The organism is Neisseria shayeganii, from assembly GCF_014054965.1.
GTDB classification, from domain to species: Bacteria; Pseudomonadota; Gammaproteobacteria; order Burkholderiales; family Neisseriaceae; genus Eikenella; species Eikenella shayeganii.
The window spans coordinates 1,988,323-2,002,835 of the sequence record NZ_CP059567.1; the positions used below are offsets into that span (position 1 = coordinate 1,988,323).

12 protein-coding genes are annotated in these 14,513 nt (G+C 58.1%); 4 read left to right on the forward strand and 8 right to left on the reverse strand.

Annotated features, from left to right (window positions below; translation table 11 throughout):
* The first annotated feature begins 118 nt into the window (after positions 1-118).
* Complete coding sequence (locus H3L94_RS09755; protein ID WP_182121861.1) at positions 119-1,849, forward strand: DKNYY domain-containing protein; 1,731 nt, start codon at positions 119-121, stop codon at positions 1,847-1,849.
* Positions 1,850-2,000: 151 nt separating this feature from the next.
* On the opposite strand, the gene H3L94_RS09760 is transcribed toward H3L94_RS09755, so the two are convergent.
* The 5 genes from H3L94_RS09760 to puuE all read right to left on the reverse strand — a co-directional run bounded on the left by H3L94_RS09760 (position 2,001) and on the right by puuE (position 7,262).
* Positions 2,001-3,488 carry a nucleobase:cation symporter-2 family protein gene (locus H3L94_RS09760; protein ID WP_182121862.1) on the reverse strand — a complete coding sequence of 496 codons (1,488 nt, stop codon included), beginning with the start codon at positions 3,486-3,488 and terminating at the stop codon, positions 2,001-2,003.
* A gap of 550 nt (positions 3,489-4,038) precedes the next feature.
* Positions 4,039-4,551 (reverse strand): ureidoglycolate lyase, encoded by a 513-nt coding sequence (locus H3L94_RS09765; RefSeq protein ID WP_182121863.1) that lies wholly within the window; start codon positions 4,549-4,551, stop codon positions 4,039-4,041.
* A gap of 126 nt (positions 4,552-4,677) precedes the next feature.
* The gene (gene alc / locus H3L94_RS09770; RefSeq protein ID WP_182121864.1) at positions 4,678-5,721 is read right to left on the reverse strand and encodes an allantoicase; all 1,044 of its coding nucleotides are present in this window, start codon (positions 5,719-5,721) and stop codon (positions 4,678-4,680) included.
* Between the two features lie 66 nt (positions 5,722-5,787).
* Positions 5,788-6,300, reverse strand: coding sequence for a 2-oxo-4-hydroxy-4-carboxy-5-ureidoimidazoline decarboxylase (uraD, locus tag H3L94_RS09775; RefSeq protein WP_182121865.1), 513 nt, complete (start codon positions 6,298-6,300; stop codon positions 5,788-5,790).
* 38 nt (positions 6,301-6,338) lie between these two features.
* The gene (gene puuE / locus H3L94_RS09780; protein ID WP_182121866.1) at positions 6,339-7,262 is read right to left on the reverse strand and encodes an allantoinase PuuE; all 924 of its coding nucleotides are present in this window, start codon (positions 7,260-7,262) and stop codon (positions 6,339-6,341) included.
* A 114-nt stretch (positions 7,263-7,376) separates the two neighbouring features.
* Between puuE and uraH the strand changes: the two genes are divergently transcribed.
* Positions 7,377-7,730, forward strand: a complete 354-nt coding sequence (gene uraH, locus H3L94_RS09785) for a hydroxyisourate hydrolase (protein ID WP_182121867.1) — start codon at positions 7,377-7,379, stop codon at positions 7,728-7,730.
* A gap of 104 nt (positions 7,731-7,834) precedes the next feature.
* Positions 7,835-9,061: a urate hydroxylase PuuD gene (locus tag H3L94_RS09790; RefSeq protein WP_182121868.1), complete on the forward strand. Its 1,227-nt coding sequence runs from the start codon at positions 7,835-7,837 to the stop codon at positions 9,059-9,061.
* A gap of 124 nt (positions 9,062-9,185) precedes the next feature.
* Here the strand turns inward: H3L94_RS09790 and H3L94_RS13080 are convergent.
* A protein-coding gene (locus H3L94_RS13080; protein ID WP_425325918.1) for an IS630 family transposase occupies positions 9,186-10,125 on the reverse strand; the annotation gives its coding sequence in 2 pieces (ribosomal slippage) (positions 9,186-9,791 and positions 9,793-10,125; 939 coding nt in all).
* Positions 10,126-10,187: 62 nt separating this feature from the next.
* The gene (locus H3L94_RS09800; protein WP_182121870.1) at positions 10,188-11,267 is read right to left on the reverse strand and encodes a WD40 repeat domain-containing protein; all 1,080 of its coding nucleotides are present in this window, start codon (positions 11,265-11,267) and stop codon (positions 10,188-10,190) included.
* A gap of 207 nt (positions 11,268-11,474) precedes the next feature.
* Between H3L94_RS09800 and H3L94_RS09805 the strand changes: the two genes are divergently transcribed.
* Positions 11,475-11,663: an NAD(P)/FAD-dependent oxidoreductase gene (locus H3L94_RS09805; RefSeq protein WP_009118893.1), complete on the forward strand. Its 189-nt coding sequence runs from the start codon at positions 11,475-11,477 to the stop codon at positions 11,661-11,663.
* Positions 11,664-11,825: 162 nt separating this feature from the next.
* On the opposite strand, the gene alaS is transcribed toward H3L94_RS09805, so the two are convergent.
* Positions 11,826-14,450 (reverse strand): alanine--tRNA ligase, encoded by a 2,625-nt coding sequence (gene alaS / locus H3L94_RS09810; RefSeq protein ID WP_182121871.1) that lies wholly within the window; start codon positions 14,448-14,450, stop codon positions 11,826-11,828.
* Positions 14,451-14,513: the final 63 nt, after the last annotated feature.

The window sequence follows — 14,513 nt, forward strand, 5'->3', positions numbered from 1 at the left end:
ACCGAGGCTACCTGAAACCGCCCTCCGCTCCGCCGCCATCATGCCTCTCCACACCCGAAACCTGGTCCGCCCGCTGAGAATACTCCTCGTCCTGCCCCTGCTGTTTGCGGGACTGACGATGCTGATCCTGTTCTTCAAGCCGCAGAACGGCTCGCTGGACAGCAGCCGGTTTCATAACCATCAGCGTGTCAACGGCTCTTATTTCTATCGTCACCCAAACGGCATTTATGTTTCGGTGCCCAGCGACGGCATGCTGCCGGTGCCCGAGGCCGACCCCGAAAGCTTCACCGCGCTGAACGGCGAGAATGCGCAAATTGGCTGGGATGCCACGCAAGTATTCTGCGGCCATCAAGTGCTGCCGGGCTTGCAGCCGCCGGTGCAGGCGCTCGGCAACCATCTTTACAGCGATGGTCGCAGTACCTATTACTGCGACCACTTCACTGAACGCCGTTCGGCAGGCTTTTGGGGCTATATCGGTGCCTCGGTACGCCAGGCCGCGGCAGGACGGCACATCAGCCATTATCACTATCCTTTCCGTCTGCTGGACGACGCTGGCAAAACCTTCCGCGCACTGCCGCATTCGCAGTGGCTGAGCACCGACGGCAGCCGATTTTATTATCGCGGCGAACCCATTGCCGAGGCGCAACATACACCCTTCCCGATTATCGACAGTCGTCACGAACCGCGCGCTTATGAAGCGCAAACACTGGCGGCCAGCCGTGAAGCGCTACGGCTTGATTCCCGCGCATCACCTTATCTGACCGACGGCAGCCGCGTGTTTTACCAAACCCGCCTGCTGGATGTGCCTGATGATGAGGCGCTGCGCACGCTGCATTATGCAGCCCGGGGCGGTTTTGACCTGCTTTATCACGCCCAGGGCGGCGCCCTGTTTGTGGACGGCGAAGCCCTCAACCCCGACCGGCCGCCCTACCGCCTGCTTTCCCGCAGCGACTCTCACGCCCAGCATCTGTTTTTCAGCAATGCCAAGGGGCTGTATTTCTACGACCACGAAAGCCGCCGCGCCCGCAAAGTGGCCGGCAACCGCCTGCCTTGGCGTGATTTTGAAGAAATCGACGACGGCTATTTGAGCAGCAACGGCAGTGATTTGATTTTCTTCCTGTCGCAAGAAGACTGGGCGCAGCGCAGCGGCCTAGCCGGCTACCGCACCCAAATTGCCCGCCTTGCCGACGATGGCCCCGGCCGCTGGCAGCGCTGGGGCGAGCCGCATTGGCATTTGTGGCAAAAAGGCGAGGCGGTGTATTACTTCAACACGCTGGAAAGAAGCCAACACCGCGGCGGCGGCGTTTATCTGGTGCCACAGCCACAACGGCTGCGTGAACAGCTGCAGCAGCGCCACGCCAATACCGACACCGTTGATCGCTGGATAGAAGAAGGCCTGCTGCTGCCCGCCGAACACGACATCATCGCCACCGCCGAAAGCCGGCGGAAAAACGATACCTTCGAAATGGTGGTGTGGCTTCTGCTGATTGGCGCCACGATTGGCTGGGGGGCGTACCGCCTTCTCCTCAAACACGGCGTGAATCTCGACCCGTTTGTGATTGAAAACGGCCACCTGTTGATCAACAACGCTTTGGGCAAAAAATACCCACTGGCCGAGATTGCGCAGGTGCGCTTTTCTATCCGCCACCATTACTTTGGCCTGACGAGCGGCCGTCTGCAGGTGGTTCTGCGCGACGGCGCCCGCTCAATGGCTTATGTGTTCGCTCCAACCAGGGCACTGCTGGCCAACAAACCGCAGCTGGAAGCGGAGATTGTCCGCCTGCAAACCCTGTTGCAGCAGCACGGCATCGCCAGCGAATATCCACGCAGCAACAACGGCGGGCAGTAAGGCTGACGACAGCACAACAGGCTACCTGAAAAGCAGTTTTCAGGTAGCCTGTTGCGATTTTGGCCGTATTTTCGGTACTGATTTAACCCATCTTGATTGAAATATAGGGCGGACACTGCCGTCCGCCCTATGCTTACCTACTGGTAGCGGTTTAACCCGCATCGGCCTGCTTGGCCGCTTCGATGATTTCCCGCTCGTCGGCTTTGGCGCCGTTAAAGAACACGTTCAGCAGCAAGGCGCTGATGGAGGCCAGTACGATGCCCGATTCAATCAGCGGGTGCAGCGAATGCGGCAGCCATTGCGCGTATTTCGGAGCCACCAGCGGAATCATGCCGATACCGATGGAGGCGGCTACGATCAGGCTGTTGTAGTGGTTGTTTTTGAAATCCACCGCGCCCAAAATGCGCACGCCGGTGGCGGCCACCATGCCGAACATGATAATACCGGCGCCGCCCAAAACCACGGTGGGAATGGATTCCACCAAAGCGCTCATTTTCGGCAGCAGGCCCAACACCAGCAGAATGATGCCGCCGGCGATACACACATAGCGGCTGCGCACGCCGGTAACGGCCACCAAGCCGACGTTTTGCGAGAAGCTGGTATAGGGGAAGGCATTGAAAATACCGCCGATCAAGGTGCCCAAACCGTCGGTGCGCAGGCCGCGGGTCAGATCGTCGCGGCTCACCTCTTTGCCGGTCATCTCGCCCAGTGCCAGAAACATACCGGTGGATTCAATCATCACCACAATCATCACCAAGGTCATGGTGGCGATCATGATGGGGTCAAAAATGGGCATGCCGAACTGGAAAGGCAGCACAATGCCGAACCAAGGCGCTTCGGCCACTTTGTCGAAATGCATCAAACCGGTTGTCGCGGCCACGATGCAGCCCAGCACAATGCCGAGCAAAACGGAAATATTGGACAAAAAACCGCGGGTAAATTTCACAATCAGCAAAATCGCCACCATCACCAAGGCGGAAATGGCCATACCGGAAAGGGGGGCATAGCGCGGATTGTTGACCGAAGGCGCCGGTTTCAAACCTTCCGGCATGGATGCGGCCGCAGTTTGGGCGGCGCTTTCCAGCCAGGCGACGTGCTCGGGATTGACCACCTGAGGCGCAGTCGGGCCGAACGGGTTGCCGAAAATCCAGTTGATGCCCACGCGCATCAGGCTGATGCCGATCACCGTGATGATGGTGCCGGTGACCACGGGCGGAAAGAAACGCAGCATACGGCTGACCAAGGGAGCCAGCAGCATCGAACAGATGCCCGCGCCGATGATGGCACCGAAAATATATTGTGCGCCCACGGGGCCGCTCTGCACATTGGCCATGGCCACCATGGGGCCGACGGCGGCAAAGGTCACGCCCATCATCACCGGCAGTTTGATGCCGAACCAACGCGTGGCCCCGGCCGCCTGAATCAGGGTAACAATGCCGCAACAAAACAGGTCGGCCGAAATCAGCATGGCCACCTCTTGGGGCGAGAGCTGCAAGGCGCGCCCGACAATCAGCGGTACGGCCACCGCACCGGCATACATCACCAGCACGTGCTGCAAACCCAAGGCAAAAAGCTGGCCGTTCGGCAGTCTTTCGTCTACCGGATGAACGCCATTCGACGGGGAAGATGTTTTGGACATAACGGCTCCCGAAAGTGTGTGAAACCGACCGCGAAGCGCGCCGGACAAAATAAAAGATGGAAAGGATTATGGTCTGTTGGCCATGCGCCTAATGCGGGCTTTTTGGTCACAGTCCACATCTGCTGCCTTATCCCGAAAGAGGACAAAGAAAATGCGCACAAGATAGTCAATCCGATGTGCGGGCTTGACGCGGGCCAGTGTTTCGGAAAGCCGCCACAACCGGCTTGCAGCCGTATTCAAGCGCGTTTGACTTTAATTTAAGCTGTGTAAATATGTCAATATTTCAGTTAAGGCATGTCATCTATTTATTTAGAGTGCGGCATCAGCAAGCGGGTAAAACAAAAAACATGGACACGCGACGGGAATAGCTGCCAGCTTGGATACTCGGCCAGCATTTGCCAGACCGAGACCTTTGCAACACCCCCAGATGCGGATGCCTTCAGAGGCGTAGCAGCGCACAACGCGGAAATGCACCGCAGATGGCGGTTTGGCAAAGGTTTCAGGCCGCAAGCAAAGACCGCGCAGCGCTTGCGGGCGACACATCCCAAGCCTATGCGTTTTCAGGTAGCCCCTGTATCTGCCAGGTATCGTCGAAAAACGCTTCGTCGCAGTTGGGCGCCGTACCGGCACGGTCCACCACGATAAATTCACCCCGGCTGCGGAAACTCATCAGCGGGTGGTGCCACGTGCCTTGATGATAGTTCACCCCTTGATTGCCTTCGGCGTAAAACGCCCGCATCCGCGAGGTATCCGGTTTGTCGTCCTCACCGTTGGGTGCCACCACCACGATAAACGGCACCCGACTAAACGGGATCCACGCCTGCGAACCGAGCGGATGGCGCTCCAGCATTTTCACCACCAGCGGCGCATCAAAGGCATCGCCCCGTGCCAGGCTGATAATCGGGCGGCCGTCGCTGCCGGTAATTTCCACATCGGCCAAGCGGTGGTAACGCTCGGTCGTGCCGTTGTTGATATGGAACCAATCGCTGCCGTCGATTTCGATAACGTCGCCGAACGGCGCGAACGCTTCTTTACTTAAGGGTTCGAGCATTAAATCCTGCATGGTGTACTCCTGTAAAACGCGCAGGCAGAAACAAAAACATCAGTAGGGCGGATAGGCAATGCCACCGCCCCTACTGATGTTGCCAAGGTTTAGGGCCGCAAAAGGCTACCTGAAAACGTGAAACGCTTATTCCAAAACCGGCTTGCCCCAAATACGCAGCCGGCTCACGCCGCCGTCGGGGTGGAGATTCAGTTTCACATGGGTTACCGGGCCGATGTCTTTGAGATCGGCGGACTCATAATAATGCTGTTTGTCCATCTCGGTTTTACTGGGCGGCAGCAACTCCTGCCAGAACATGGACTGGGTAACCACCGATTCGTCGGTACCGAAAGTCACATCGGCTGCCTGAATACTCACGCTGTCGGGATAATTGCCCTTGAAGTGGGCGGTATCGACTTCGATTTTCTCCACCAAGGTTTTGCAGCCCAACTCGATAATGCACCACTCATTACCGGGCACGCGGCGGCGGGCGGTTTCCCAGCCGTCGCCCATATTGACGCCGCGGCCGGGCATATTGAGGCGGAAGGGCACGCCGAAGTGGGCGTTAGAAACCGCCACGATGCGGCCGCCGTTGGCCAAAGCCGAGGTTTCATACACCTCGCCGGCGGGACGGCTGTGCCAATCCACCTTGGGCAGCCCGTACACGCGCAGGCGGGCCACGCCGCCGTCGGGGTAGATATTGAGGCGCACATGCGTCCATACCTGCTCGCTGTCCACTTCCACGAAGCAGTGCGAATTGCCTTGCAGCGCAACGGCGGGCACCAAGGTGGTCCACTCGGTTTGCGCGTCGGGCTCGCCCTGCACCGCACAGGCCTCCAAGGAAGCCGCAGGCGGGAAATTGCCGGTAAAGTGGCTGGTATCGATGTCCACGCCTTTAATGAGGCCGGGCAAGCCCAGCTGCACCACCGCATGGTCGTAGCCTTCAAAGCGTTTGCGGCGGGTTTCCCAGCCGTCCATCCATTTGCCGTGGTCGTCGAATTTGCCGACGATAAACACCGGCGGCGCGCTCTGCAGCATGCGTTGGGCGGCGGCAAACCACTCGTCGGAACAGCTCAAAACTTTGGCGCCGAAATCGGCGGAGGCCAGATTGGCGAAACGGCTGGCAAATTCGGGCAAGGCTACGGTATCGGCCTGTACGATGTGGCCGTCGGGCAGATGGGTTTGCGACATAATGATGTTTCCTTATGGATAAAGATCGGAAGGCTACCTGAAAAGCAGCGGCCGACAGAATACGGTTTAATCTCGCACCAAATCCTGCAAGCGGAACAAACCGATGCGATAAATTTGGCGCAGGCTCTCCGCCTGCTCGGCTTCAGGAGCCAACTCGATGCGGCGGGTGAATTCGCCGATGATGCTTTGGCGGTTATGGCCGCGCACGGCCAAAATAAAGGGGAAACCGAATTTTTCGCCGTAACGGCGGTTCAAATCGGTCAGTGCGGCAAACTCTTCCGGCGAGCATTGGTTCAGGCCCGCGCCGGCCTGTTCCTGCGTCGATTCCGCCGTCAACTCGCCGCGCATGGCGAGCTTGCCGCCCAATTCGGGGTGGGCGCGGATGAGGCGCACTTGCGCCTCTTCGCCGGCGGCTTCAATCACGTCCACCATGGCCGCATGCAGCGCCGCCACATCGGCAAACGGACGCCGGGCGGCGGCCTGTTCGGCCACCCACGGCGAATGCTCGAAAATGGCGCCCAGTTTTTCGGTAAATTCGGCAACCGGCAACCGGTTCAATTCCTCAAGTGTCACGGCCATGCGGCCTCCCTTCTTGCTTATATTGATGGCGTACAAAATCAACCCGGATACGGATGGGTGGCCGCCCAGTGGTGGGCGATTTGCGCACGGGTGGGCACCCACACGCGCTCATGGCCTTGGATGTAATCGAGAAACTTGCGCAAACCGAGGAAACGGCCGGGGCGGCCGATCAGGCGGCAATGCAGGCCCACGCTCATCATTTTCGGCTTGTCTTCGCCTTCGGCGTAGAGCACATCGAAAGCGTCTTTCAGATAATGGAAAAAGTCGTCGCCGTTGATAAAGCCCTGACCGTTAGCAAAACGCATATCGTTGCTGTCGAGAGTATAGGGCACCACCAACTGCGGATGGATGCTGCCGTCGGTTTTAGCAATCGGCTGCCAGAAGGGCAAATCATCGCCGTAATAGTCGGAGTGATACAGAAAGCCGCCCTCGTCGGCCACCAAGCGGGCGGTATTGGGGCTGTCGCGGCCGGTGTACCACCCTTCCGGATGGCGGCCGAGCAGGCGGGTAAACAAATCCACGCACTGCTGCATGTGCGCCCGTTCTTCTTCCTCGCTTTTGTTTTGATAATGAATCCAACGGTAGCCGTGGCAGGCCAGCTCGTGGCCGCCGTCGATAAAGGCTTGAGTCAGCTCGGGATGGCGCTCCAAAGCCATGCCGACACCGAAAATCGTCAACGGCAGGCCGCGCCGCTCAAACTCGTTCAAAATCCGCCACACGCCGGCCCGCGAACCGTATTCATAGACCGACTCCATCGACATATGCCGGTCCGGATAAGCGGCCGCGCCGATGATCTCCGACAAAAACTGCTCGGAAGCCGGATCGCCGTGCAACACGCTGTTTTCGCCGCCTTCTTCATAATTCAGTACAAACTGCACGGCAATTTTGGCTTGATTCGGCCATTGGGCATGGGGAACATTGCGGCCGTAACCGACGAGGTCGCGCGGATAATCAGGATTCATACAGACTGCCTTCCCGGGGGATTGTGAAAGAATGTTACGATATGTTGACAATTATGAGTAGCCGTTGGCAATATTGTCAATTGGAACACCCGACCAATAAGAAAGGCAAAACAGATGGGCAAACTGTCCACCCATGTGCTGGATACCGTTCACGGCTGTCCGGCTCAAGGCGTGCGTATCGAACTTTACCGTTTGGAGCAAAACGGGCGCAGCCTGCTGAAAACCACCACCACCAACCACGACGGCCGCTGCGACGAGCCGCTGCTGCAAAACGAAACCCTCACCGAAGGCCGTTACGAACTGGTGTTTTACACCGGCGAATACTTTGCCGCCAAAGGTGCCCTGCAATCTTTCCCGCCGTTTCTCGACGACATCCCCATCCGCTTTGCCGTGGCCGATGCCGCACAAAACTATCATGTGCCACTGGTGGTGACACCGTGGACGTATTCCACTTACCGCGGCAGCTAAAGGCTACCTGAAACCCGAAATCCCGTTTGACCGCCGGGCACCCTCCGCCGCTTTCGGACACGCCCCGCGGCAAACGGTTATTGTTTTATTGCAAGGAAATACCCATGAGCGCCTATCTGACCGATATGGCCAGCCTGCTTTTGCGTTGGTTGCATGTGATCGCCGCCATCGCATGGGTGGGCGAGTCGATTTATTTTGTCATGCTCGACAACAGCCTGAAAAAACCCGCCTCCCAAGCAGACCGCGACAAAGGCGTGGGCGGCGAAATGTGGGCCGTACACGGCGGCGGTTTCTACCACAACCAAAAATACCTCACCAGCCCGGAAAAACTGCCCGACGACTTACATTGGTCGTTTTGGAAATCCTACACCACCTGGCTGTCCGGCTTTGCGCTCTTGAGCGTGATGTACCTTTCCAATCCGCAACTCAATCTGATCGACCCGTCCGCACCGTGGCGCTGGGCGGCGAGAATGAGCAACGGCGAAGCAATCTTCGTCACCCTGCTCTTCTTATTCGGCGGTTGGTGGGTGTACAACCTATTGTGCAAACTGATCAGCCCCAATATGACGCGCGACGGCATTCTGAGCGTGGCGGTGGCGGTGATGATGGTCATCGTCTCCTATTTGGCCACCCATATTTTCTCCGGCAAAGCCGCCTTTCTGATCATCGGCGCAGTCATGGCCACCTGCATGAGCGCCAACGTGTTCTTTTGGATCATCCCCGGCCAACGCCGCATGGTGGCCGCCCTGCGCTCAGGCCAAACCCCCAACGCCTTAGACGGCAAACGCGGCAAACAGCGCTCGGTACACAACACCTACTTCACCCTGCCGGTGGTGTTCCTGATGCTGAGCAACCACTACGCCGTCACCTACGGCTCCGATTGGTCTTGGGTGGTGGCGGTGCTGTTTATCTTTGCCGGCGCCTCCATCCGCCAATTCTTCGTGGTGATGCACCAAGGCAAAAAACAATACGGCTATTGGGCCTTCGGCATCGCCTGCCTGCTGCTGATCGTGTGGATCTGCGCACCGAAAACAGAACCAGAACCGCCGTCGGCGCCTGCCGGACAAGAGCAGGCCCAAGCGGAAGCGGTGCCCATCGAACGCATCATGGAAATCTCCCAGCTGCGCTGCGTAGGCTGCCACGCCGCCAAGCCCGACCCCAAACTGGGCTTTGCCGCCCCGCCCTTGGGCATGAAGCTGGAAACCCCGGAAGAAATCCGCATGGCGGCCGACAAATTCAAACAGCGCGTCGCCAACAACACCATGCCGCTGGGCAATCTCACCCAAATGACCGACGAAGAGCGCGCCGACGTAGCAGCTTGGAAACCTTGAGCTTGGCCGGTTTATGGATAAAAAAAGCGTGTGAACCCGGTTCACACGCTTTTTTTATTCTTTCCCGCCTGGAAAGGTTTTCAGGTAGCCTGAGACCTTATATCTACGCTAGAGCAATTTCGATTTAATTCATTACATACCCAGCTGATTTGAAGTAATTGGCACACTCTTGAGCCGAGAACAAATCAACCAGCTGCCCCATGCGCTGCCACAGCGCACCCACCGTGCGCTCGCCCGCCCTGCGCAGCAGCGCCTTGAACTTGGCAAACAGCTTCTCGATGGGGTTCAAATCCGGCGAGTACGGCGGCAGATAGCGAATGCTGGCGCCCACGCCTTCGATGGCTTCTCGCACGCCCGCCACTTTGTGGCTGGAGAGGTTGTCGGCAATGACGATGTCGCCAGGGCGAAGTGTCGGGCACCGAAAGGTTTTGACCCACGCCAGAAACACGGCGCCATTGATGGGGCCATCGGTCACCATGGGGGCCGTCAGTGCATCACAGCGCAAGGCGGCAATGAAGGTGCTGGTCTTCCAGTGCCCATGCGGGGCGCTGGCCACGCAGCGTTGACCGCGCGGGGCGCGCCCGCGCAGCGGCGTCATGCAGGTGCTGCTCCAGGTCTCGTCCAGAAATACCAGGCGCCTGGCATCGAGCCGGGCCTGCTGCTGTATCCAGCTCGCCCGTGCCTGCTGCACGTCTTCACGTTCCTGCTCGCTGGCGTGCAGCGTTTTTTTTGAAGCTCAGCCGCCATTTGTTGAGCTGGTGCCACAAGGCCGAGGGTTTGATGCTGATGCCATGCCCGGCCAAACGCTCGCACATTTGCACCAAGGTCAGATCGGGATCGGCCTTGATCCAGTCGCGGATCATGCCCTCTACTGGCGCCAGCCGGGAGATGCGCTTGCCGCCTTGCTGCCTGCTGCTGCGCTCGCCTTCTTTTTCGAAGCGAGCACGCACGCGATATACCCACATGCGGCTGACTTCATAACGACGGGCAATGGCGCTGGGTCGCTCTCCGCGCTCCAGCGCTCTCAGTACTCGATCTCGCAGGTCTTGCGAATAGGCGCGCATCTCATGCTCCGGCTGCCAGAAAAAACCTATTATGTAACGTTTTTAGTCGAAGTTGCTCTAGTTTATGCCCCGTTGCCCAACCAAGCGATCAGGCCGGTTTCGCTTTGCGGGAAATCGGGGTAATACACGCTTTTTGCTCTGGCGGCCAAAGCCATGCCCGTACCGCCCGGATGAAAGGCAATGGCGGTAATGCCTGCCGGATAAGGCCAGTGGCCGATGAGGGACAAATCGGCGCGGCGGTGGAAATACACGCCGCCGGTTTCGCCGGCATAATGTGCCGTCGCCACGATTTCGGTGCCCACGGCGCAGTTTTTAAAATAACCTGCCTCCAAGTCAGGCAAAGGGACAAATGCACGCGGAGCAAAATTTTCACCGTCGGTAAGCAACAAGGCGTAACCGGGATGGGCATAACCGGGTTGCAACAGCACCGCCATATCGCCGTTGGCGGCAAAGCCGATATGCTCAATCCATTTCCAACGTCCCTCACCCGGCGCTTCGTCCGGCGCACGAGCCACGGCGGGCGGGGAAATATCGACTAATTCAGCGGTAAGCGGGTTGCCCTGCCAAGTATGCAGTGCATAGGAAACGGTGCTGTTGCCGTTTTCCAAAGGTGCAGGCAGCGTGTGCATCATCACATAGCGGCCGCTTATCGGGTTTTGAAATACCTGACAATTTGAAAACGGCAAATCCAGTTGCCGCACGCCTTGCAACACGCCATCGGGAAAGCGCCAAGCAGTGACTTCCCGGCAGTCTGCCCAGCGCGGCGGCGCGGCTTGCTTATCCAGATAGGTATAACGCTCAATATTAAACAGGCCGCTGCCGTCGGGCAAAAAATGCAGCGCGTTGAAAACACCGTGTGTTTGACGCGGATGCCGTCCTGCCGCCACCTGCGCGGCGTCTTCCACCGCCAGCACGTACCAATAGCCGCCTTCCGCAGTCACGGAAAGCCACTGCCCGCATGGCGAAAACGCCAGCATGTCAATATTTTTCAGCGGCTTGTTTTGCCACAACAGGCGGCCGTCGAGCGCATCATACAGCGCAATACGCCCCTGTACTTTACTGGTAGCCAAATAGCGCCCGCAGCGGCTGAAATACAGATAATCGGCGCTTTTGAGTTTGATGGGTTTGGTGTTTTGCGGCATCACACAACTCCTTAACGTAAAGGCTACCTGAAAGCCCCGATTTGGGGCTTTCAACTGGCTCAGAAGCAGTAGGTCGGATACTCGTATCCGACTTTTATGTCAACCCAAATCTTTTGTCGGATTCAAGAATCCGACCTACTGCTGCCTTTCAGGTAGCTGCCACAGGCTACCTGAAACCCTTCCCCCATCTTCTCCGAAAGCCCCATCATGCCCTCGTCCCCTCTTTACTTCGATGCCCTCATCATCGGCGCCGATGCGGCGGGGATGATGTGTGCGGCGCGTATCAGGCAGTGCGGGCGGACGGTGGCGCTGCTGGATCATGCGCAGAAAATCGGCGAAAAAATCCGCATTTCCGGCGGCGGACGCTGCAATTTCACCAATACGCAAATGGCGTAGGTTGAGTTAGGCCAAAGGCCGTAAACCAACATTGAGTCAAAATAAGCAAACATGGCCATGTTGGGTTTACGCTGCGCTTCAACCCAACCTACACTTACTACGCTTACTTATTTCACAAGGCCGTCTGAAACATTCAGACGGCCTTTTTCAATCAAACCAAAATCAAGCCAGCTTGCCGCCCACCCAATCGGCCACGCTATTCAGCGCTTCCGGCAGTTTAGCGGCGTCGGCGCCGCCGGCCTGCGCCAAATCGGGACGGCCGCCGCCTTTGCCGCCGATTTGTTCGGCGACAAATTTCACCAAGTCGCCGGCTTTCACTTTAGCGGTTAAGGGTTTGGACACGCCGGCGCACAGGGACACTTTGCCGTCGTTTACTGCGGCGAGCAGCACGATGGCTTGGTCAGATTTGCCGGTCAGGTCGGTGACGATTTCGCGCAGGGCGGCGGCATCGGCTTCGATTTGGGCCACCACCAGTTTGGCTGCGCCTAGGTCTTGGGCCTTATCCAAAAGTTTGGCGCCGGCGTGCACGGCCAGCTCGGCTTTGACTTTGGCCAGCTCTTTTTCCAACGCTTTGCTCTGGGCGGCATTGGCCTGGATTTTGCCCAATACGTCGCGCTCGGTTTGCGCTTTGACTTCGGCGATGATGTCTTTCACCAAACGCTCTTGGTTTTGCGCCCATTGCAGGGCGTTGAGGCCGGTGATGGCTTCGATGCGGCGGATGCCGGCGGCGATGCCGCCTTCGCTGATGATTTTGAACAGGCCGATGTCGCCCGTCCGCGCCACATGGGTGCCGCCGCACAATTCGGTGGAGAAATCGCCCATTTTCAGCACGCGCACTTCGTCGCCGTATTTTTCGCCAAACAGCATCATGGCGCCGGCTTTTTGCGCGTCTTCCATGCTCATGATCTCGGCGTCCACCGCCACATTGGCAAGAATAGCGGCATTGACGCGACGCTCGACTTCGGCGATTTCTTCGGCGGTAACCGGCTGCGGATGGGAAATATCGAAGCGAGTAACCTCGGCGGTCACCAGCGAGCCTTTTTGCTCCACATGGCTGCCGAGCACTTCGCGCAGGGCGCGGTGCATCAAATGGGTGGCGCTGTGGTTGCGCATATTGGCGTTGCGGATGTCGTTGTCGATTTCGGCGCGCACAGCATCGCCCACTTTCAGGCTACCTGAAACCAAAACGCCAAACTGGCCGAACACGGCGGCTTTGATTTTTTGGGTGTCGCGCACTTCAAAGCGGTTGCCGCCGGCAAAAATATAGCCGACATCGCCCACCTGGCCGCCGCTTTCGGCGTAGAACGGAGTGTGGTCCAGCACCACGGCGCCGACATCGCCTTCGTGCAATTCGTTTACTGGTTCGCTGTCTTGATACAGGGCGAGGATTTTGGCTTCGGTTTGGCGCTCGGTATAGCCTCTGAATTCGGTGTCCTGGCCCTCGTAGGCCAGCTGGGTGTCGGCCTTGAAACTTTGCGCGGCGCGGGCGCGGGCGCGTTGGGCGGCCATTTCGCGCTCGAAACCGGCTTCATCCATCTCAATGCCGCGCTCGCGGCAGATGTCGGCGGTGAGGTCGTAGGGAAAGCCGTAGGTGTCGTAAAGTTTGAAGATGATTTCGCCGTCCAGCGTGTTTTGGCTACCTGAAAGCGCGTTTTCCAACAAGGCCATGCCGGTTTCCAAGGTTTGGGCAAAGCGGGTTTCTTCGTTTTTCAAGGCTTCTTCGATTTGGCTTTGGCGCTCTTTCAATTCGGGGTAGGCTTCTCCCATTTCGGCCACCAAATCGGGCACCAGTTTGTGGAAGAACGCGCCTTTTTGGCCGAGTTTGTAGCCGTGGCGCACGGCGCGGCGGATGATGCGGCGCAGCACATAGCCTCGGCCTTCGTTGCTCGGCAGCACGCCGTCGGCAATCAGAAACGCGCAGGCGCGGATGTGGTCGGCAATCACTTTCAGGCTGGGCACGTCCATGCTGAATTCGGTGCCGGTTTCGCGGGCGGCGGCTTTGAGCAGGTTTTGGAACAAATCAATTTCGTAGTTGCTGTTCACATGCTGCATCACGGCGGCCATGCGCTCCAGGCCCATGCCGGTGTCCACGCTGGGCTTGGGTAGTGGGTTCATCTTGCCTTGTTCGTCGCGGTTGAACTGCATGAATACGCAGTTCCAGATTTCGATAAAGCGGTCGCCGTCTTCTTCGGCGCTGCCCGGAGGACCGCCCCAAATGTGTTCGCCGTGGTCGTAGAAAATTTCGGAACAGGGGCCGCAGGGGCCGGTGTCGCCCATTTGCCAGAAGTTGTCGGAAGCGTAGCGGCCGCCCTTGTTGTCGCCGATGCGGATGATTTTGCTTTCAGGTAGCCCGATTTCGTCGCGCCACACGGCGTAGGCTTCGTCGTCTTCGGCATACACGGTGGCCAACAGTTTTTCTTGGGGCAGGTTCAGCCATTCGGGCGAGGTGAGAAACTCCCAGGCAAAATGGATGGCATCGCGTTTGAAATAATCGCCGAAGGAGAAGTTGCCCATCATTTCAAAAAAGGTGTGGTGGCGGGCGGTGTAGCCGACGTTTTCCAAGTCGTTGTGTTTGCCGCCGGCGCGTACGCATTTTTGCGCGGTGGTGGCGCGGTTATAGGGGCGTTTGTCGAAGCCGAGGAACACGTCTTTAAACTGGTTCATGCCGGCATTGGTAAACAGCAGGGTGGGGTCGTCGTGCGGCACCAGCGAGGAGGAGGCCACGACCTGATGGCCTTTGCTTTCGAAAAACTGAAGGAATTTTTGGCGCAGTTGTTTGGTATTCATGGGTTTGCAGTCTGTTTCATCAAGTTTGAACGGTGAGATAGGTGGAAATCGGATATTTTTTAA

Coding starts and splice junctions, on each gene's coding strand:
- H3L94_RS09800 (WP_182121870.1), bottom strand. CDS start 11,267: ATGCCGCAAAACACCAAACCCATCAAACTCAAAAGCGCCGATTATCTG.
- H3L94_RS09765 (WP_182121863.1), bottom strand. CDS start 4,551: ATGCAGGATTTAATGCTCGAACCCTTAAGTAAAGAAGCGTTCGCGCCG.
- puuE (WP_182121866.1), bottom strand. CDS start 7,262: ATGAATCCTGATTATCCGCGCGACCTCGTCGGTTACGGCCGCAATGTT.
- H3L94_RS09805 (WP_009118893.1), top strand. CDS start 11,475: ATGCCCTCGTCCCCTCTTTACTTCGATGCCCTCATCATCGGCGCCGAT.
- H3L94_RS09790 (WP_182121868.1), top strand. CDS start 7,835: ATGAGCGCCTATCTGACCGATATGGCCAGCCTGCTTTTGCGTTGGTTG.
- alaS (WP_182121871.1), bottom strand. CDS start 14,450: ATGAATACCAAACAACTGCGCCAAAAATTCCTTCAGTTTTTCGAAAGC.
- uraD (WP_182121865.1), bottom strand. CDS start 6,300: ATGGCCGTGACACTTGAGGAATTGAACCGGTTGCCGGTTGCCGAATTT.
- H3L94_RS09755 (WP_182121861.1), top strand. CDS start 119: ATGCTGATCCTGTTCTTCAAGCCGCAGAACGGCTCGCTGGACAGCAGC.
- uraH (WP_182121867.1), top strand. CDS start 7,377: ATGGGCAAACTGTCCACCCATGTGCTGGATACCGTTCACGGCTGTCCG.
- alc (WP_182121864.1), bottom strand. CDS start 5,721: ATGTCGCAAACCCATCTGCCCGACGGCCACATCGTACAGGCCGATACC.
- H3L94_RS09760 (WP_182121862.1), bottom strand. CDS start 3,488: ATGTCCAAAACATCTTCCCCGTCGAATGGCGTTCATCCGGTAGACGAA.